A 17,983-nucleotide genomic window follows, 5' to 3' on the forward strand; every position below is an offset into this window, starting at 1 on the left:
CCCTCGTTGATCGCTCGTCCAGCAAGTGTAATGCATAGGGTTACATCGTGAAATGCGCGGGAATGTTAACGGCTGTTACAACCGCGTCGGTTAATTTACGCAGCTGCTCTGGCGTAATGCTGTACGGCGGCATCAGGTAGATAAGCTTGCCGAAAGGCCGCACCCAGACGCCCTGCTCAACGAAGAAGCGCTGCAGCGCCGCCATATTCACCGGATGGGTGGTTTCAATCACGCCGATGGCGCCCAGCACGCGCACGTCTGCCACGAAATTCGCACCCGAGGCGGCGCTCAGCTCCTCTTTCAGCTGCGCCTCAATCGCCGCAACCTGCGTCTGCCACTCGCCGCTCTCCAGAATGGCAAGGCTTTCGCTTGCGACGGCGCAGGCCAGCGGGTTGCCCATAAACGTCGGGCCGTGCATAAAGCAGCCCGCCTCGCCGTCGCTGATGGTGTCGGCCACCTGGCGGGTCGTGAGCGTGGCGGAGAGCGTCATGGTGCCGCCGGTCAGCGCTTTACCCAGACACAGAATATCCGGCGCAATGCCCGCATGCTCGCAGGCAAACAGCCTGCCGGTGCGGCCAAAGCCGGTGGCGATCTCATCGGCAATCAGCAGAATGCCCTCGCGGTCGCACATCCTGCGAATGCGCCTCAGCCATTCCGGGTGGTACATCCGCATTCCGCCTGCGCCCTGCACAATCGGCTCCAGGATCACGGCGGCGATTTCTTGGCGATGCGCCGCCATCAGCCGCGCGAAACCGACCATGTCCATCTCGTTCCTCTCGCCGTCGAAACGGCTCTGCGGGGCAGGGGCGAACAGGTTTTCCGGCAGATAGCCCTTCCACAGGCTGTGCATGGAGTTGTCCGGATCGCACACCGACATCGCCCCGAAGGTATCCCCGTGATAGCCGTTGCGAAAGGTGAGGAACCGCTGGCGCGTTTCGCCCTTCGCATGCCAGTACTGCAGCGCCATTTTCATCGCCACTTCCACCGCCACGGAGCCGGAATCGGCCAGGAACACGCACTCCAGCGATTCAGGCGTCATCGCCACCAGACGACGGCATAAATCCACCGCGGGCTGATGGGTGATTCCGCCAAACATCACGTGCGACATCTGGTCAATCTGGGCCTTCATCGCCGCATTCAGGCGCGGATGGTTGTACCCGTGAATGGCCGCCCACCACGAAGACATCCCGTCAACGAGCCGCTCGCCGCTGGCGAGGTGCAGCTCGCAGCCGTGGGCCGAGGCCACCGGATAGACGGGAAGAGGGCGGGTAGTGGAGGTGTAAGGGTGCCAGATATGCTGCTTGTCGAAGGCGAGATCGTCTTGGGTCATAATCGACTTGTAAACCATTTTGAAAAGTTTTAGGTTTACGAGTATAAACCGAACCGAAAATTAACAAAACCCTTTGGAGAAGCCCGATGGCTCACCACGCACGCTGGACGATGTCGCAAGTCACTGAATTATTCAATAAACCTTTCCTTGAGCTGATGTTCGAAGCCCAACAGGTGCATCGTCAGCACTTCGATCCGCGCCATGTACAGGTCAGCACGCTGCTGTCGATCAAAACCGGTGCCTGCCCGGAAGACTGCAAATATTGCCCGCAGAGCGCGCGCTACAAAACCGGTCTGGAATCCGAACGGCTGATGGAAGTCGAGCAGGTGCTCGACTCGGCGCGCAAGGCGAAAAACGCCGGTTCGACCCGCTTCTGCATGGGCGCGGCCTGGAAGAACCCGCACGATCGCGACATGCCGTATCTGGAGCAGATGGTGAAGGGCGTGAAGGAGATGGGCCTCGAAGCCTGTATGACGCTCGGCACGCTGAACGAGGAGCAGGCGCAGCGCCTCTCTGCGGCGGGGCTGGACTACTACAACCATAACCTCGACACCTCGCCGGAATTTTACGGCAACATCATCACCACGCGGACCTATCAGGAGCGTCTGGACACGCTGGACAAAGTGCGTGACGCGGGGATCAAGGTCTGCTCGGGCGGTATTGTCGGCTTAGGCGAAACGGTGAAAGACCGGGCGGGCCTGCTGCTGCAGCTGGCGAACCTGCCGACCCCGCCGGAAAGCGTGCCGATCAACATGCTGGTGAAGGTTAAGGGAACGCCGCTGGCGGATAACGACGACGTGGATGCGTTTGATTTTATTCGCACCATCGCGGTGGCGCGCATCATGATGCCGACCTCTTTCGTGCGCCTCTCTGCCGGTCGCGAGCAGATGAACGAGCAGACCCAGGCGATGTGCTTTATGGCCGGAGCCAACTCCATCTTCTACGGCTGCAAGCTGCTGACCACGCCGAACCCGGAAGAGGACAAAGACGTTCAGCTGTTCCGCAAGCTGGGGCTTAACCCGCATCAGACCGAAGTGCTGACGGGCGATAACGAGCAACAGCAGCAGCTGGAGCAGCAGATTTTCAACGCCGACACCGACCAGTTCTACAACGCGGCAGCCGTATGACCTGGCAGGCACGAATAAATACCGCGCTGGACGAACGCCGGGCGGCAGAGGCGTTTCGCGTTCGCAGGGTGGTGGAAAACGGCGCGGGCCGTTTTCTTACCCGCGAGGGGCGGCAGTTTTGTAATTTCTCCAGCAACGACTATCTCGGTCTGAGCCAGCATCCGGCCATCATCCGCGCCTGGCAGCAGGGTGCGGAGCGGTTTGGCGTGGGCAGCGGCGGCTCGGGACACGTCAGCGGATATACCACCGCGCATCAGGCGCTGGAAGAGGCGCTTGCCGACTGGCTCGGCTACCCGCGCGCGCTGCTGTTCATCTCCGGCTTTGCCGCCAACCAGGCGGTCATTACCGCCCTGATGGGAAAAGAGGACCGTATTGTCGCTGACCGCCTGAGCCACGCCTCGCTGCTGGAGGCGGCAAGTTTAAGCCCGGCGCAGCTGCGCCGCTTTGCCCATAACGATGCGGGGCAGCTCGCCGGGCTGCTGGATAAACCCTGCGACGGACAACAGCTGGCGGTTACGGAAGGGGTGTTCAGCATGGACGGCGACAGCGCGCCGCTTGCCGCGCTGCACGAGGCAGCAAAGCGGCAAAACGCCTGGCTGCTGGTCGACGATGCCCACGGCATTGGCGTAATGGGCGACGAAGGTCGCGGCAGCGCATACCAGCAAAACGTGAAGCCGGAGCTGCTGATCGTCACCTTCGGCAAAGGCTTTGGCGTCAGCGGCGCCGCCGTGCTGTGCAGTGAGTCCGTCGCCAACTATCTGCTGCAGTTTGCCCGACACCTGATCTACAGCACCAGCATGCCCCCGGCGCAGGCCGTGGCGCTGTCTGCGTCGCTGGCGGTGATCCGCAGCGCAGAAGGGGATGAACGTCGTCAGCGGCTGGCAGAGCATATCTCCCGCTTCCGCAAGGGGTTAGCGGCGCTGCCCTTCCACAGTCCCGATTCGCAAAGCTCCATCCAGCCGGTGATTGTCGGCGAAAACGGTCGCGCGCTGGCGCTGGCACAGGCGCTGCGCGAGCGCGGGATGTGGGTGACCGCTATCCGCCCGCCAACGGTCCCGCCGGGCACCGCGCGGCTGCGCTTAACCCTGACGGCGGCGCATGACGCTCGGGATATCCAGACGCTGCTGGAGGCGCTCCATGACGCCGGTGAATAAGCAGGCCGTCGCGGCGGCATTTGGTCGGGCCGCGCAGAGCTATTCGCGGCACGATGAGCTGCAGCGTCTGAGCGCGCAGGGGCTTCTGGCCGCGCTTGGCGACAACCGCTTTCCGCAGGTGCTGGACGCGGGCTGTGGTCCCGGCAGCAACAGCCGCTACTGGCGCGGGGCGGGAAGCCAGGTCACGGCTATCGACCTCTCGGCCCAGATGCTCGACGAGGCGCGACAGCGGCAGGCAGCGGACCATTATCTGCTGGCGGATATCGAGGCGATCCCGCTGGCGGATGCGCAGTTCGATCTGGTCTGGAGTCATCTGGCGGTCCAGTGGTGCAGCAGCCTGCCGCAGGCCTTGCGCGAGCTTTATCGCGTGGCGCGACCGGGCGGGAAGGTGGCCTTTACCACCCTGCTGGAAAGCTCGCTGCCGGAGCTGAATCAGGCGTGGAAAGCGGTGGATGAGCAGCCGCACGCTAACCGCTTTTTATCGCATGAGCAGGTGATGCAGGCGCTGGCAGGCTGGCGTTACCGCAGCACGGTGCAGACCATCACCCTCAATTTTGGCGATGCGTTCAGCGCTATGCGTTCGCTGAAGGGCATCGGCGCCACGCACCTGCACGCCGGACGGGAGAAAAAACCGCTGACCCGGGGCCAGCTGCAGCGTCTGGAGCTGGCCTGGCCGCAGCAGCGGGGACATTTCCCGCTCTCTTATCAACTTTTTCATGGGATTATCGAACGTGACTGAACGTTATTTTGTTACCGGCACGGATACGGAAGTGGGCAAAACGGTGGCCAGCTCGGCGCTGCTGCAGGCGGCACGACTGCTCGGAAAAAACACCGCCGGATATAAGCCCGTTGCTTCCGGCAGCGAGGTGACGGCGGAAGGATTACGCAACACCGACGCGCTGGCGCTCCAGCGTAACAGCACCCTTGAACTCGCCTATTCAGCGGTCAATCCGTACACCTTTGCCGAACCGACCTCGCCGCACATCATCAGCGCTGACGAAGGTCGTCCGATTGATTTCACCGTGCTGTCAGCCGGGTTACGGACGCTGGAAAGCCAGGCCGACTGGGTGCTGGTGGAAGGTGCAGGCGGCTGGTTTACGCCGCTTTCGGACACGCAGACGTTTGCTGACTGGGTGCAGGCCGAGCAGCTTCCCGTCATTCTGGTCGTCGGCGTCAGGCTGGGCTGCATCAATCACGCCATGTTGACCGCGCAGGCCGTACAGCAGGCCGGGATGAAGCTGGCGGGCTGGATAGCCAACGACGTGGTTGCGCCGGGGAAACGACACCAGGAGTATCTGGCGACGCTCAGGCGAGTACTTCCCGCCCCGTGCCTCGGGGAAATTCCCTGGCTTGCAGACGGCGTGGAAAATGCCGACACCGGGCGTTATCTCGATCTCAGCGTCTTGCTTCCCGCGACATCCAGTGCGCGATAAGCTCGTCATCCAGCTCGTTAACGTGGCCCTGCGCCACGTTACGCCCGCGATAGAGCATGCAGAAACGGTCCGCAACCCGGCGGATAAACGACAGCTGCTGCTCCGCTAATAGCACCGTCATACCTAACTCCCGGTTTAAGCGCACCAGCAGCTGCCCCAGCTTCTGGGCGAAGCTGTGTCCTGCGCCGTGCAGGGGCTCATCGAGGATCAGCAGGTGCGGACGGTTTACCAGCGCGTTAGCCAGCGCCAGCTGGTACTGGTCGTCCGGAGATAGCGTGTTGGCGCGGGCCTGCCGCAACCCGTAGAGCGCCGGAAACAGGTCGTAAACGTCACTTTTCGCCTCCGGGTTGGGTTTCCCCATCGCCCGCATGGCGATATGCAGATTCTCCTCAATCGTTAGCTGGGAAAAGATCCGCCTGTCCTGCGGGACATAGCCTATCACCGGTCCTGAACGCTGTTCTGGCGGCAGGTTAAGCAAGTCGCGCGGCGGCGCGCCCGCCTCGTGCCAGATGATGCTGCCGCTTTCAACGGGCACTCTCCCGGCGATGCAATTCATGAGGGTGGTTTTCCCCATCCCCGGCAGGCCAACAACGCCTGTACACATCCCTTGCGGAAAATCCAAATTCACGTTCCATAGCGTATGTTGGCTTCCGTAAAACTGATTCACAGCACGCAGACTCAACATCTTTTTCTCCTTAAAAATGTGTGTAGGTGAGGCTCGTGTTTGAATCTGCAAAACCCCTGCCAGAAACCGAAAAGTGTTCAAAAAAACGGCTTTTTTAGGAATGAATCACCGGAAAGCGGTTTATAAAAAACCGGATTGCACAGCGACGGTGCTGGAGGTGGTGAGTTGTGGTGCAGAACCCAAAATGATGAAAATGTGAGCAAGATCCCATCGACTGGTTATGAATGACGCAACTGTTAATCATCAAAAAATAGCTATAAAAATTTTTTACTGCCGTCTCGTGGGAAAAACCGGGAATTTGCCGAGCGCCAGTCTGCATGGGCTGGAAGCAGTTATCCACTATTCCTGTGGATAACCATGTGCATTAGAGTTAGAAAACACGCGATAAGCGAGAGAAGACGCGGCTTACGCCCAAATTGGCGCGAAACGCGGCTTTAGAAAATATCGTTTATTATTTAAGTGCTTAGATAAAAGCAATTCCCGTCATGAAAGTGTCACCCGTTGCCACAAAACTATCATTACCTGGCTTGACAAATGTTAAAAAAGAAAAAGTTCTGGGGATAACCTGACCTGACTGGTGTTTTATATTGTCACAGTCCAAATTTTGGCCGCTATCGCGCTAATCATTCAGGCGCTATGCTAAATATCCTGACATGATACTGGTTTTTCATCCAGTGTTTTTTACTGGCATTCCTGGCAACAACGAGTAAAATTACTCACCTGCCGCTTATAACGTCATCAGGTTGTCGCCCATGAGTAAACCGTTCAAATTGAATTCTGCTTTCCGTCCATCTGGCGATCAGCCTGAGGCGATCCGTCGTCTGGAAGAGGGGCTGGAAGACGGGCTGGCGCACCAGACGCTGCTGGGGGTAACCGGCTCGGGTAAAACGTTCACCATCGCCAACGTGATTGCGGATCTCCAGCGTCCAACGATGGTGCTGGCACCCAACAAAACCCTGGCCGCACAGCTTTACGGCGAGATGAAAGAGTTCTTCCCGGAAAACGCGGTGGAGTATTTCGTCTCCTACTACGATTACTACCAGCCTGAAGCCTACGTGCCGAGCTCTGACACCTTCATCGAGAAGGATGCCTCGGTGAACGAACACATCGAGCAGATGCGTCTGTCGGCCACGAAGGCGCTTCTGGAGCGTCGCGATGTGGTCGTCGTCGCGTCGGTTTCCGCGATCTACGGTCTGGGCGATCCGGATCTCTATCTCAAGATGATGCTGCACCTGACGCAGGGGATGATTATCGACCAGCGTGCCATCGTTCGCCGTCTGGCGGAGCTGCAGTACGCCCGTAACGATCAGGCGTTCCAGCGCGGCACCTTCCGCGTACGCGGAGAGGTGATCGACATCTTCCCGGCGGAATCGGACGATATGGCGCTGCGCGTCGAGCTGTTTGACGAAGAGGTTGAACGCCTGTCGCTCTTCGACCCGCTGACCGGACACGTTGAGTCAGTGATCCAGCGCTTCACCATCTACCCGAAAACGCACTACGTGACGCCGCGCGAGCGTATCGTGCAGGCGATGGAAGAGATCAAAGTGGAGCTGGCCGAGCGCCGTAAGGTGCTGCTGGCGAACAATAAGCTGCTGGAAGAGCAGCGCCTCAGCCAGCGCACCCAGTTCGACCTTGAGATGATGAACGAGCTCGGCTACTGCTCCGGCATTGAAAACTATTCGCGCTTCCTCTCCGGGCGCGGGCCGGGCGAGCCGCCGCCAACGCTGTTTGATTACCTGCCGGCAGACGGTTTGCTGGTGATCGACGAATCCCACGTCACGATCCCGCAGATCGGCGGGATGTACCGCGGTGACCGGGCGCGTAAAGAGACGCTGGTGGAGTACGGCTTCCGCCTGCCGTCGGCGCTGGATAACCGTCCGATGAAGTTTGAAGAGTTTGAGGCGCTCGCGCCGCAAACCATTTACGTCTCGGCCACGCCGGGCAACTACGAGCTGGAGAAATCCGGTGAAGACGTTGTCGATCAGGTTGTGCGTCCGACCGGGTTGCTCGACCCAATTATTGAAGTTCGTCCAGTGGCTACGCAGGTGGACGATCTGCTCTCGGAAATCCGCGCCCGTTCCGCCATCAACGAGCGCGTGCTGGTGACCACGCTCACCAAGCGTATGGCGGAAGACCTCACCGAGTATCTCGAAGAGCACGGCGAGAAGGTGCGCTATCTGCACTCGGATATCGACACCGTGGAGCGCATGGAGATTATCCGCGATCTGCGTCTGGGCGAGTTTGACGTGCTGGTGGGGATCAACCTGCTGCGAGAAGGTCTGGACATGCCGGAAGTCTCGCTGGTGGCGATTCTGGATGCGGACAAAGAGGGCTTCCTGCGTTCTGAACGCTCCCTGATCCAGACCATCGGCCGTGCGGCGCGTAACGTCAACGGTAAAGCGATTCTGTACGGTGACAAAATCACCCCGTCGATGGCGAAAGCGATTGGCGAAACGGAGCGCCGCCGCGAGAAACAGCAGCGCTACAACGAAGAGCACGGCATTACCCCGCAAGGGCTGAACAAGAAGGTGGTGGATATTCTGGCGCTGGGTCAGAACATTGTCAAAACCAAAGCGAAAGGCCGCGGCAAGGCGCGTTCAGTGGTGGAAGAGGATACCGTCGTGCTGACCCCGAAAGCGCTGCAGCAGAAAATCCACGAGCTGGAAGGGCAGATGATGCAGCACGCGCAGAACCTGGAGTTCGAAGAGGCGGCGCAGATCCGCGACCAGCTACATCAGCTGCGGGATCTTTTCATCGCGGCATCGTGAGTAAAGCGTTGTTTTCTCCCTCTCCCCGTGGGAGAGGGCAGGAGTGAGGGCAACAGGCCGCACAAAACGAACCTAGCCTAGCGCCTGAATTGCCTTCTCCAGCGCCTCGCGCAGCAGGTGACGGTCATGGCGATACTTGATATCGCTGGCCTCCAGCGGCTCCTGCACCACCAGACGATTGCCAATCCCTGACACATCCACTTTTGGGCCCACGACCACGCCGTCAATGATTTTCTTGCCGACGTAATGCTCCATTAATTCCAGTTTGTCAGCCAGCGACAGGCTCGCCGCCGCCGGGCTCAGCTCACGTCCCAGGTTACCGATGTAAACCATCGGGGCAGGGGTGCGGCGCAGCGCCTGCGCCAGCTCTTTCACCAGCAGAATGGGCATCAGGCTGGTATAAAAACTGCCCGGACCGATCAGGATAAGATCCGCTTCTCCGATGGCCTCCACCGCTTCTCGCGTGGCGGGCACGCTCGGATAGGTCATTAACTCCGTCGGCGGCAGGATGAGCTGGTCGATGTTTACCTCACCGTACACTTCATGCCCTTCGGCGTCGATGGCCATCAGGTCAACCGGTTGTTCAGACATGGGGATCAGGAATGCGTCCACTTTGAGCAGATTACGGATTAAGTTGATGGCTTCCAGAGGCCTTACGCTCAGGTGATCCAATGCCTTTAACATCAGATTTCCAAGGTTATGCCCGGAAAGTTCGCCATTACCGCCAAAACGGTACTCAAACATCGCCGACGCGACGCTTGGCTCGGTAATTAACTGGTTCAGGCAGTTGCGCATGTCTCCCCAGGCAATGCCGCCTTCGGCACGACGAATGCGCCCGGTTGAGCCGCCGTTGTCGGTGGTGGTCACTATCCCTGTCAGCCTTGAGCCGAGTGACGACAAAGAGGACATAACCCGGCCTAAGCCGTGTCCTCCGCCAAGAGCGACCACTCGGTCAAGATCCGCAAAAGTGCGATTGCGCATACGTATTCCTTATCACGTTCGATCGCGTAACAGTAACCTAACTACCCCTAAAAGACGATGCCTCACCCGATGCAAAATGACGTATATCAATGTGAAAATGCGGTTTTTAGGTATTCTGTAGCGAAAATGCAGGATCGATTCGCTATATAGATAATTATATAGCGTGAAGCGATAATGGCGTCGTCAGAATTTCCGCGCTACTATCGCCCTAACCACGTTTTCAAAATTGAAAACATACACTCTAGCCCTTGTGCCTGTGTCGAAAGATATGGCGCTCTGGCCGTGGCGAATTTGCCACCAGGGTACAGAAAGAAATGACTGTGCCTCCCGATCTGGAAAGGTGTACATGGCTTCACAACTTACTGATGCTTTCGCGCGTAAGTTTTATTACTTACGTCTGTCGATTACCGATGTGTGCAACTTCCGTTGCACCTACTGCCTGCCCGATGGCTACAAACCGGGCAGCGTCACCAATAACGGCTTTCTCTCCGTGGATGAAGTGCGCCGCGTCACGCGCGCCTTCTCAGAGCTCGGCACCGAAAAAGTGCGTCTGACCGGCGGCGAACCCTCTCTGCGCCGTGATTTTCCCGACATCATTGCCGCCGTGCGTGAAAACGAACGTATCCGCCAGATTGCGGTGACCACCAACGGTTACCGCATGGCGCGTGACGTGGCGAACTGGCGCGATGCCGGGCTGACGGCGATCAACGTCAGCGTCGATAGCCTGGACGCCCGCCAGTTCCACGCCATCACCGGCCAGGATAAATTCCAGCAGGTCATGCACGGCATCGACGCCGCGTTCACGGCGGGTTTCGAGAAGGTCAAAGTCAACACGGTGCTGATGCGCGATGTAAACCACCATCAGCTGGACACCTTCCTGGGGTGGATCAAAACCCGCCCCATTCAGCTGCGTTTTATCGAGCTGATGGAAACCGGCGAGGGCAGCGAGCTGTTCCGTCGCCATCACATCTCCGGCATGGTGCTGCGCGACGAGCTGCTGAAACGCGGCTGGATCCATCAAATCCGCCAGCGCAGCGACGGTCCGGCGCAGGTCTTCTGCCACCCGGATTACGAAGGTGAGATTGGGCTTATCATGCCCTATGAGAAAGACTTCTGCGCCAGCTGCAACCGCCTGCGCGTCTCCTCCGTTGGCAAGCTCCATCTTTGCCTGTTCGGCGACGGCGGCGTAGACCTACGCGATCTGCTGGAAGACGATGCGCAGCAGGCCGCGCTTGAAGCACGCATTTCTGACGCGCTGACGCATAAAAAACAGACCCACTTCCTGCATCAGGGCAATACCGGTATTACTCAGAACCTGTCCTACATCGGCGGGTAATCAGGCTTAAGAAGGAATCAGAAGATGAGTCAGGTAAGCGCAGAATTTATCCCGACACGCATTGCTATCCTTACCGTTTCCGACCGCCGTGGCGAAGAGGATGATACCTCCGGCCACTGGCTGCGCGAGGCGGCCCATGACGCGGGGCATCACATCGTCGATAAAGCGATCGTGAAGGAGAACCGCTACGCCATTCGCGCTCAGGTTTCGCAGTGGATTGCGAGTGATGAGGTGCAGGTGGTGCTGATCGCCGGCGGCACCGGCTTTACCGCAGGCGATCAGGCCCCTGAAGCGCTGATCCCGCTGTTCGACCGCGAGGTGGAAGGCTTCGGCGAAGTGTTCCGCATGCTCTCCTTTGAAGAGATTGGTACCTCCACGCTCCAGTCGCGCGCCGTTGCCGGGGTGGCTAATAAAACCCTGATTTTCGCTATCCCAGGCTCGACCAAAGCCTGCCGCACCGCGTGGGAAAACATCATCGCCCCGCAGCTGGACGCCCGTACCCGTCCGTGTAATTTCCATCCCCATTTAAAGAAATAAGCTATGTCACAACTGACCCACATTAACGCCGCCGGCGAAGCGCATATGGTGGACGTCTCCGCCAAAGCCGAAACGGTGCGCGAGGCGCGCGCGGAAGCGTTCGTCACCATGCTGCCGGAGACGCTGTCGATGATTATCGACGGCAGCCATCACAAGGGCGACGTCTTTGCCACCGCCCGCATCGCCGGTATTCAGGCCGCCAAACGGACCTGGGATCTCATTCCGCTGTGCCATCCGCTGATGCTGAGCAAGGTGGAAGTGAACCTGCAGGCGCAGCCGGAGCATAATCGCGTGCGCATTGAGTCACTCTGCCGCTTAACCGGCAAAACCGGCGTGGAGATGGAGGCGCTGACGGCGGCCTCAGTCGCCGCGCTGACCATCTACGACATGTGCAAAGCGGTGCAGAAAGATATGGTGATTGGCCCGGTTCGCCTGCTGGCAAAAAGCGGCGGCAAATCCGGTGATTTTAAGGTGGACAGCCATGATTAAGGTGCTCTTTTTTGCGCAGGTGCGCGAGCTGGTGAATACCGACAGCCTGACGCTGGATGCGTCCTTCGAAAACGTCGCTACCCTGCGCGCTCATCTGGCGGCACAAAGCGACCGCTGGGCGCTGGCGCTGGACGAAGGTAAGCTGCTGGCCGCCGTTAACCAGACGCTGGTGGAATTCACCCATCCGCTGAACGCAGGGGATGAAGTGGCCTTCTTCCCACCGGTGACAGGGGGTTAAGATGGCTGAAACCCGAATTTTGGTGAGCCCCGAGCGTTTTAACGTGGGGACAGAATACAGCTGGCTGGCGGAACGCGATGAAGACGGCGCCGTCGTCACCTTCACCGGCAAAGTGCGCAACCACAACCTCGGCGACAGCGTGAAGGCACTGACGCTGGAGCACTATCCGGGGATGACCGAGAAATCGCTGACGGAGATTGTCGACGAGGCGCGAGGCCGCTGGCCGCTTGGCCGCGTCACGGTTATTCACCGCATCGGCGAGATGTGGCCTGGCGAGGAGATTGTCTTCGTCGGGGTGACCAGCGCGCACCGCAGCAGCGCGTTTGCGGCAGGGGAGTTCATTATGGATTACCTCAAAACCAAAGCGCCGTTCTGGAAGCGCGAAGCCACGCCGGAAGGTGACCGCTGGGTAGAATCGCGCGACAGCGATAAACAAGCTGCCAGCCGTTGGTAGTCGGTTTACGTGGATGTGTTAATCTTAACGTGTGTGTCTACTTAAACTTAATCAGGAGTGAATCATGGACCGATTTCCGCGTTCCGATTCAATAGTACAGCAGACCCGTAGCGGCCTGCAGACGTATATGGCTCAGGTGTACGGCTGGATGACGGTTGGCCTGCTGCTTACCGCGTTTATCGCGTGGTATGCGGCGAATACGCCTGAACTGATGATGTTTATCTTCTCCAGCAAAATCACCTTCTTTGGGCTGATTATCGCGCAGCTGGCGCTGGTGTTTGTGCTTTCTGGTCTGGTGCAAAAGCTGAGTGCCGGAATGGCGACTACGCTGTTTATGCTCTATTCGGCGCTAACCGGGCTGACGCTTTCCAGTATCTTCATCGTTTACACCTACTCCTCCATCGCCAGCACGTTTGTGGTCACCGGCGGGATGTTCGGTGCGATGAGCCTGTACGGATACACCACGAAGCGCGATCTGAGCGGTTTTGGCAGCATGCTGTTTATGGGGCTGATTGGGATTGTGCTGGCGTCGCTGGTAAACCTGTGGCTGAAGAGCGACGCGCTGATGTGGGCCGTGACCTACATCGGGGTGGTGATCTTCGTTGGACTGACGGCGTATGACACCCAGAAGCTGAAAAACATCGGCGAGCAGATCGACGTACGCGACACTTCGAACCTGCGCAAATACGCGATTCTGGGCGCGCTGACGCTGTATCTGGACTTCATCAACCTGTTCCTGATGCTGCTGCGGATTTTCGGCAACCGTCGCTAAGGTTGTTTTGCCGGGTGGCGGTGCGGTCTGGTGCCCTCACCCTGACCCTCTCCCACGGGAGAGAGAGCAAACACTAAAAACGGCAACATCGTTGCCGTTTTGCTTTTATTTCGCTAACGCCTTCTCGTTCTTCGCTCTCAGCTTTTTCGCCCGACTCTCCAGCACCAGATAACACACCGTTGCCAGCGCCAGCGGCAGGAAGTAATACAGCATGCGGTACGCCAGCAGGGCGGCGATAATCGTTCCCTGAGAGACATGCTCCCCGGCCAGCAGGGCAATAAATACCGCCTCCAGTACGCCGATCCCCGCCGGAATATGCACAATCACGCCCGCAATACTGCTCACCAGCAGCACGCCCAGCACGAAGAAGTAATTGACGTCCTCACCAATCAGCAGCCAGATAATCGCCCCCATCGCCATCCAGTTGGCGCTGGAGACGGCCATCTGCAGCACCGCAAACTTCCATGATGGCAGCACCAGTTTTTGCCCTTTAATGGTCATATGACGGCGTCTGGCAAACGCGCAGGCCCACAGATAAACGGCGATAATCAGCAGCAGTACGATGCCCAGAATGCGCAGCGTGGCCTCATCGATATACCAGTGCGCGGGCAGCTGCACCACGCCGATGGTGAAGATCACCCCGCCGAGCAAAATATAGCCCAGCCAGTTGGTGGCGATGCTTAACGAGAAAATGCGCGTGATGGTCCCGCCCGGCAGGCCGAGCCGCGAGTAGAGGCGATAGCGCATGCCAATGCCGCCGACCCAGGTGCTCAGCGTCAGGTTGAAGGCGTAGCAGATAAACGACACCAGCATAACCTGACGTTTGGCCAGCTTATGGCCGCAGTAAGCGCGGCCCAGCAGGTCATAGCAGCCGTACATCAGGTAGCTGACAATAACCAGCCCCACAGCGCCCAGCAGCACCATCCGGTTATAGTTGCGGATGACTTTCCACACCTCTTCCCAGTCAACTTTCTGCGCGTAGACCACCAGCAGAACCGCGACCGCAATAAAAAACAGCCAGGTCAGGATCTTTTTTGCCAGCCGCCAGCGCGGATGCGATTTCGACATCAGGTTTTGCCTCCGTCTTCCGCTTCAATACGGTCCTGGGTTTCCATTTCGGGTTGTACCGGCGGGTCCACCTGCGCAAGCTTAGGCGTATGCGCCGGCAGCCAGCCGACCATGGCCGGGAAATGACGCAGAAAGTGGAACACCACCACGCTGATGCCCAGGTTCCACCAGGTGCGTTTGGGGACCATGGATTCGTCCACGCGCACGCAGTCGTTAACGATCAGCGCCTGCAGGTTATCCCGCAGGGTCTGGTTAAACTGGCGATCGTGAATGATCAGGTTAGCCTCGAGATTGAGCGATAAGCTCAGCGGATCGAGATTGCTGGAGCCCACGGTGGCCCAGTGATCGTCCATCAGCGCCACTTTGCCGTGCAGCGGTCGGCGGCGATATTCGTAGATCTGCACGCCGCCCTTCACCAGATAGTTATACAGCAGGCGTGCGCCCACTTTGACAATCGGCATATCCGGCTCGCCCTGCACAATCAGCTTCACGCGTACCCCGCGTCGGGCCGCATTGCGCATGGCGTGCAGCAGGCGATAGCCCGGGAAAAAGTAGGCGTTAGCAATAATCACTTCGCGCTTCGCGTTGGCGAGCATCTTGAGATAATGACGTTCAATGTCGTCCCGGTGCTCGCCGTTATCCCGCCAGACGAAAAGGGCCTGCGCTTCGCCGGGCTTCCGGTTCTCTTCCGGGCGATGGCGACGTCTCCACCAGCGGCGAACGGCCTCTTTCCCCGGCAGGTTCTCCAGTTCAAAGAGCAAAATGTCCTGCACCACCGGGCCTTCAATACGAATGGCGTAGTCCTGCTTCGCCTCCGGGCCGTAGTCGGACATATGCTCAGCGGAGTAGTTAATGCCGCCGACAAACGCCACCGTCTCATCCACCACCACAATTTTGCGGTGCATCCGGCGGAAAAGATTGGTCCGCATGCCGAACAGGCGAGGGCCGGGATCGTAGTAGCGGAACACCACGCCCGCAGCGGTCAACTCATTCACAAACGTATCGCTGAGATCCGGCGAGCCATAGCCATCAAGCAGCACTTCAATTTTGACGCCGCGCCGGGCTGCGCGCAGCAGCACGCCGTGCAGCTGTTTGCCGACGTCGTCTTCGAACCAGATAAAGGTTTCGAGGATCACCTTCTGCTGTGCATGGTCAATCGCTTTAAACACGGCCGGATAATACTCGTCCCCGTTGACCAGCAGCGTGATTCGGTTGCCTTCCTGCCAGGAACATTTCATAGGTGGATCTCCGCGCTGAGCGGGGCATGGTCGGAAAGATGTCGCCAGTTAAGGAGCGCCAGGGCGGTCGGGCTGCTGGCGTGGGCATTTTTCACGTAGATGCGGTCAAGCCGAAGCAGCGGGAAACGGACCGGGAAAGTGCGCGCAGGCCTGCCGTTGGCGCGAGTAAAAATCTCCTCCAGCCCGGCATCCACTTTCAACGGATGGTTTGCCCTCTGTCGCCAGTCGTTGAAATCGCCCGCTACCACCACAGGTTCACCTTCGGGAAGCGCGTTGGCCCATTCGGCCAGCATTTTCAGCTGCGCCTGACGATGGGCTTCGCGAAGGCCCAGGTGAACACAGCCGACATGGACAGGTCGCTCGAGGTCTGGCGGCGTAATGCGGCAGTAAAGCAGGCCGCGTTTTTCGCTTTCCCCAACGGAAACGTCGCGGTTTTCGTAATGTTCAATGGGGTAGCGGGACAGCACCGCGTTTCCGTGATGCCCTTCCGGATAGACCGCGTTGCGGCCGTAGGCGTAGTCACTCCACATGGTGTCGGCCAGAAATTCATAGTGCGGCGTGTCGGGCCAGTTCTCAAAGTGGAGCGGATGCACTTCGTGTGCGCCCATCACCTCCTGCAGGCAGACAATATCCGCGCTGACGGTGCGTACCGCGTCGCGCAGCTCCGGTAAAATGAAGCGGCGGTTAAATGCTGTGAAGCCCTTATGAATGTTTATCGTCAGCACCTTAAGCGAGAAATGCTGCATTTTTTGAGTCATAAGCTCCTTCCTGAGTGACTATCCCAATGAAAATAAAGTGTAGTCGTCGTCACAAAAAGATGCGGCGTTACGGAATTTTCCGTAAAGTGCGGTAGTCTGATTAAGCAGAGAAAAATCCTTCAGGAGAGAAGCCATGAAGTGGCAACAACGTGTTCGTGTCGCAACTGGCCTGAGTTGCTGGCAGATAATGTTGCATTTACTGGTCGTGGCCGTACTGGTGATGGGCTGGATGAGCGGTACGCTGGTGCGTGTTGGCCTGGGGCTATGCGTCCTTTATGGCGTCACCGTGCTGTCGATGCTGTTCTTACAGCGCCACCATGAAGCGCGCTGGCGTGAGGTGGGTGATGTGCTCGAAGAGCTCACCACCACCTGGTATTTTGGCGCGGCGATGATTGTGCTTTGGCTGCTGTCGCGCGTGCTGCAAAACAACCTGCTGCTGGCCCTGGCGGGTCTGGCTATCCTCGCAGGGCCTGCGGTGGTCTCGCTGCTGACCAAAGAGAAAAAGCTACGCAATGTTGCGTCTAAACATCGCGTACGCCACTGAGCCCGTCGTGGCCGCTATGACCAGTAGCGGCCACAAACTTCCCCAGACAATATCCAGACTCGCATCCTTCAGATAGATTTGCTTGGTGATGTCCGTAAAGTGCCGAATCGGGTTTACCCACGTCAGGTCCTGTAGCCACACCGGCATGTTCTCGACGGGTGAAACATACCCCGAGAGCAAAATCGCGGGCATCATAAAGACGAACACCCCTATAAACGCCTGCTGCTGCGTCGAGCAGAGCGCCGAGATCAGCAGTCCAAACCCCACCAGCGACAGCCCGTAAATGACCATCGTGAAGTAAAACAGCGCCAGCGAACCGGCGAACGGGATCTGGTAGGCCCAAATTCCCACCCCCAGCACGATGGTGGCCTGAAACGTCGCGACGATCAGCGCCGGGACCGCTTTGCCGACGAAAATTTGCCAGGTGGCGAGCGGGGAGACCAGCAGCTGGTCCAGCGTGCCCTGTTCGCGCTCGCGGGCGACGGAAAGGGAAGTCACGATCATCACCCCGATAGTGGTTATCATGGCGATCAGCGACGGCACCACGAACCACTTGTAGTCCAGGTTCGGGTTGTACCAGTTACGCACCACCAGCTCGCTGTTGTTGGGCTTCGGTTTGCCGTCCATCAGCTCCTGCTGGTAATCCTTCACCACCTGCTGCAGGTAGTTGGCCGCTATCTGGGCGCTGTTGGAGTTACGCCCGTCGAGGATCAGCTGCATCGGCGCGGTCTGGAAGGTATCCAGATTGCGGGAAAAATCCGCCGGGAACCGCACCAGCAGCAGCGCTTTTTGCGTGTCGATGGTGGGCTGGATCTCCTGCGGGCTTTTCAGCAGCAGGATGTGGGTAAAGGCTTTTGCACGGGCAAAACGCTGCGTCAGCTCGACGGAATGTTTGCCGTTATCTTCGTTGTAAATGGCAATGGTGGCGTTGGTCACCTCAAGGGTGGCGGCAAACGGGAACAGTAAAACCTGGATCAGCACCGGCAAGACCAGAATGGCGCGGGTTTGCGGCTCGCGCAGCAGGGATTGCAGCTCTTTGCGTATCAACGTCCATAATCGGTGAAACATGTT

The 17,983-nt window shown here is 58.6% G+C and carries 19 protein-coding genes and 1 riboswitch; of the genes, 12 read left to right on the forward strand and 7 right to left on the reverse strand.

The genetic code is table 11. The features are described 5' to 3' along the window. Positions 1 to 40: 40 nt before the first annotated feature. Positions 41 to 1,330, reverse strand: coding sequence for an adenosylmethionine--8-amino-7-oxononanoate transaminase (gene bioA, locus NI40_RS06275; protein WP_039261371.1), 1,290 nt, complete (start codon positions 1,328 to 1,330; stop codon positions 41 to 43). A gap of 86 nt (positions 1,331 to 1,416) precedes the next feature. Between bioA and bioB the strand changes: the two genes are divergently transcribed. Genes bioB through bioD form a run of 4 tightly spaced genes read left to right on the forward strand, consistent with a single transcriptional unit; the run spans position 1,417 to position 5,044 of the window. Next, positions 1,417 to 2,457 carry a biotin synthase BioB gene (bioB, locus tag NI40_RS06280; protein ID WP_033144975.1) on the forward strand — a complete coding sequence of 347 codons (1,041 nt, stop codon included), beginning with the start codon at positions 1,417 to 1,419 and terminating at the stop codon, positions 2,455 to 2,457. Further along, on the forward strand, positions 2,454 to 3,611 hold the full coding sequence (gene bioF / locus NI40_RS06285) for an 8-amino-7-oxononanoate synthase (RefSeq protein ID WP_039261373.1): 1,158 nt from the start codon (positions 2,454 to 2,456) through the stop codon (positions 3,609 to 3,611). The genes bioB and bioF overlap by 4 nt, the downstream gene beginning before the upstream one ends. After that, on the forward strand, positions 3,595 to 4,350 hold the full coding sequence (gene bioC / locus NI40_RS06290) for a malonyl-ACP O-methyltransferase BioC (RefSeq protein ID WP_039261375.1): 756 nt from the start codon (positions 3,595 to 3,597) through the stop codon (positions 4,348 to 4,350). Before bioF ends, bioC begins: the two co-directional genes overlap by 17 nt. Further along, positions 4,343 to 5,044 carry a dethiobiotin synthase gene (bioD, locus tag NI40_RS06295; RefSeq protein ID WP_039261378.1) on the forward strand — a complete coding sequence of 234 codons (702 nt, stop codon included), beginning with the start codon at positions 4,343 to 4,345 and terminating at the stop codon, positions 5,042 to 5,044. Before bioC ends, bioD begins: the two co-directional genes overlap by 8 nt. Here the strand turns inward: bioD and NI40_RS06300 are convergent. Further along, on the reverse strand, positions 5,007 to 5,729 hold the full coding sequence (locus NI40_RS06300) for an ABC transporter ATP-binding protein (protein WP_039261380.1): 723 nt from the start codon (positions 5,727 to 5,729) through the stop codon (positions 5,007 to 5,009). The two genes, bioD and NI40_RS06300, sit on opposite strands and share 38 nt — an antisense overlap. Positions 5,730 to 6,481: 752 nt before the next feature. On the opposite strand from NI40_RS06300, the gene uvrB reads away from it, so the two are divergent. Beyond that, a complete protein-coding gene (gene uvrB, locus NI40_RS06305; protein WP_039261381.1) occupies positions 6,482 to 8,497 on the forward strand; it encodes an excinuclease ABC subunit UvrB in 2,016 nt (671 codons plus the stop codon). 72 nt (positions 8,498 to 8,569) lie between these two features. Here uvrB and yvcK read toward each other — a convergent pair whose 3' ends face one another. Next, positions 8,570 to 9,478 carry a uridine diphosphate-N-acetylglucosamine-binding protein YvcK gene (gene yvcK / locus NI40_RS06310; protein ID WP_039261383.1) on the reverse strand — a complete coding sequence of 303 codons (909 nt, stop codon included), beginning with the start codon at positions 9,476 to 9,478 and terminating at the stop codon, positions 8,570 to 8,572. A gap of 225 nt (positions 9,479 to 9,703) precedes the next feature. Beyond that, positions 9,704 to 9,837, forward strand: a riboswitch (molybdenum cofactor riboswitch). On the opposite strand from yvcK, the gene moaA reads away from it, so the two are divergent. From moaA to NI40_RS06340, 6 genes are all read left to right on the forward strand, one after another. Then, a complete protein-coding gene (gene moaA, locus NI40_RS06315) occupies positions 9,825 to 10,814 on the forward strand; it encodes a GTP 3',8-cyclase MoaA (RefSeq protein WP_039261385.1) in 990 nt (329 codons plus the stop codon). (Overlaps the previous riboswitch by 13 nt.) 24 nt (positions 10,815 to 10,838) lie before the next feature. After that, complete coding sequence (gene moaB, locus NI40_RS06320) at positions 10,839 to 11,351, forward strand: molybdenum cofactor biosynthesis protein B (RefSeq protein WP_039261387.1); 513 nt, start codon at positions 10,839 to 10,841, stop codon at positions 11,349 to 11,351. A 3-nt stretch (positions 11,352 to 11,354) separates the two neighbouring features. Continuing rightward, a complete protein-coding gene (moaC, locus tag NI40_RS06325; protein ID WP_039261389.1) occupies positions 11,355 to 11,840 on the forward strand; it encodes a cyclic pyranopterin monophosphate synthase MoaC in 486 nt (161 codons plus the stop codon). Beyond that, positions 11,833 to 12,078, forward strand: coding sequence for a molybdopterin synthase sulfur carrier subunit (moaD, locus tag NI40_RS06330; RefSeq protein WP_033144980.1), 246 nt, complete (start codon positions 11,833 to 11,835; stop codon positions 12,076 to 12,078). The genes moaC and moaD overlap by 8 nt, the downstream gene beginning before the upstream one ends. A gap of 1 nt (position 12,079) precedes the next feature. Further along, the gene (moaE, locus tag NI40_RS06335) at positions 12,080 to 12,532 is read left to right on the forward strand and encodes a molybdopterin synthase catalytic subunit MoaE (protein ID WP_023310855.1); all 453 of its coding nucleotides are present in this window, start codon (positions 12,080 to 12,082) and stop codon (positions 12,530 to 12,532) included. A 64-nt stretch (positions 12,533 to 12,596) separates the two neighbouring features. Next, positions 12,597 to 13,304, forward strand: coding sequence for a Bax inhibitor-1/YccA family protein (locus tag NI40_RS06340; protein WP_039261391.1), 708 nt, complete (start codon positions 12,597 to 12,599; stop codon positions 13,302 to 13,304). A 105-nt stretch (positions 13,305 to 13,409) separates the two neighbouring features. Here the strand turns inward: NI40_RS06340 and NI40_RS06345 are convergent, their stop codons facing one another. Genes NI40_RS06345 through NI40_RS06355 form a run of 3 tightly spaced genes read right to left on the reverse strand, consistent with a single transcriptional unit; the run spans position 13,410 to position 16,368 of the window. Continuing rightward, a complete protein-coding gene (locus NI40_RS06345; RefSeq protein WP_039261392.1) occupies positions 13,410 to 14,372 on the reverse strand; it encodes a lysylphosphatidylglycerol synthase domain-containing protein in 963 nt (320 codons plus the stop codon). Beyond that, positions 14,372 to 15,610: a cardiolipin synthase ClsB gene (clsB, locus tag NI40_RS06350; RefSeq protein ID WP_039261394.1), complete on the reverse strand. Its 1,239-nt coding sequence runs from the start codon at positions 15,608 to 15,610 to the stop codon at positions 14,372 to 14,374. The genes NI40_RS06345 and clsB overlap by 1 nt, the downstream gene beginning before the upstream one ends. Further along, positions 15,607 to 16,368, reverse strand: coding sequence for an endonuclease/exonuclease/phosphatase family protein (locus tag NI40_RS06355; protein ID WP_023334979.1), 762 nt, complete (start codon positions 16,366 to 16,368; stop codon positions 15,607 to 15,609). Before NI40_RS06355 ends, clsB begins: the two co-directional genes overlap by 4 nt. A gap of 133 nt (positions 16,369 to 16,501) precedes the next feature. Here NI40_RS06355 and NI40_RS06360 point away from each other — a divergent pair, with 133 nt between their 5' ends. After that, on the forward strand, positions 16,502 to 16,912 hold the full coding sequence (locus NI40_RS06360) for a YbhQ family protein (RefSeq protein ID WP_014883088.1): 411 nt from the start codon (positions 16,502 to 16,504) through the stop codon (positions 16,910 to 16,912). Here NI40_RS06360 and NI40_RS06365 read toward each other — a convergent pair. After that, a complete protein-coding gene (locus NI40_RS06365) occupies positions 16,874 to 17,980 on the reverse strand; it encodes an ABC transporter permease (protein WP_039261395.1) in 1,107 nt (368 codons plus the stop codon). The genes NI40_RS06360 and NI40_RS06365 overlap by 39 nt on opposite strands. Positions 17,981 to 17,983 lie beyond the last annotated feature (3 nt).

It is taken from the genome of Enterobacter sp. E20, assembly GCF_000801755.2.
Classification (GTDB): domain Bacteria; phylum Pseudomonadota; class Gammaproteobacteria; order Enterobacterales; family Enterobacteriaceae; genus Enterobacter; species Enterobacter asburiae_B.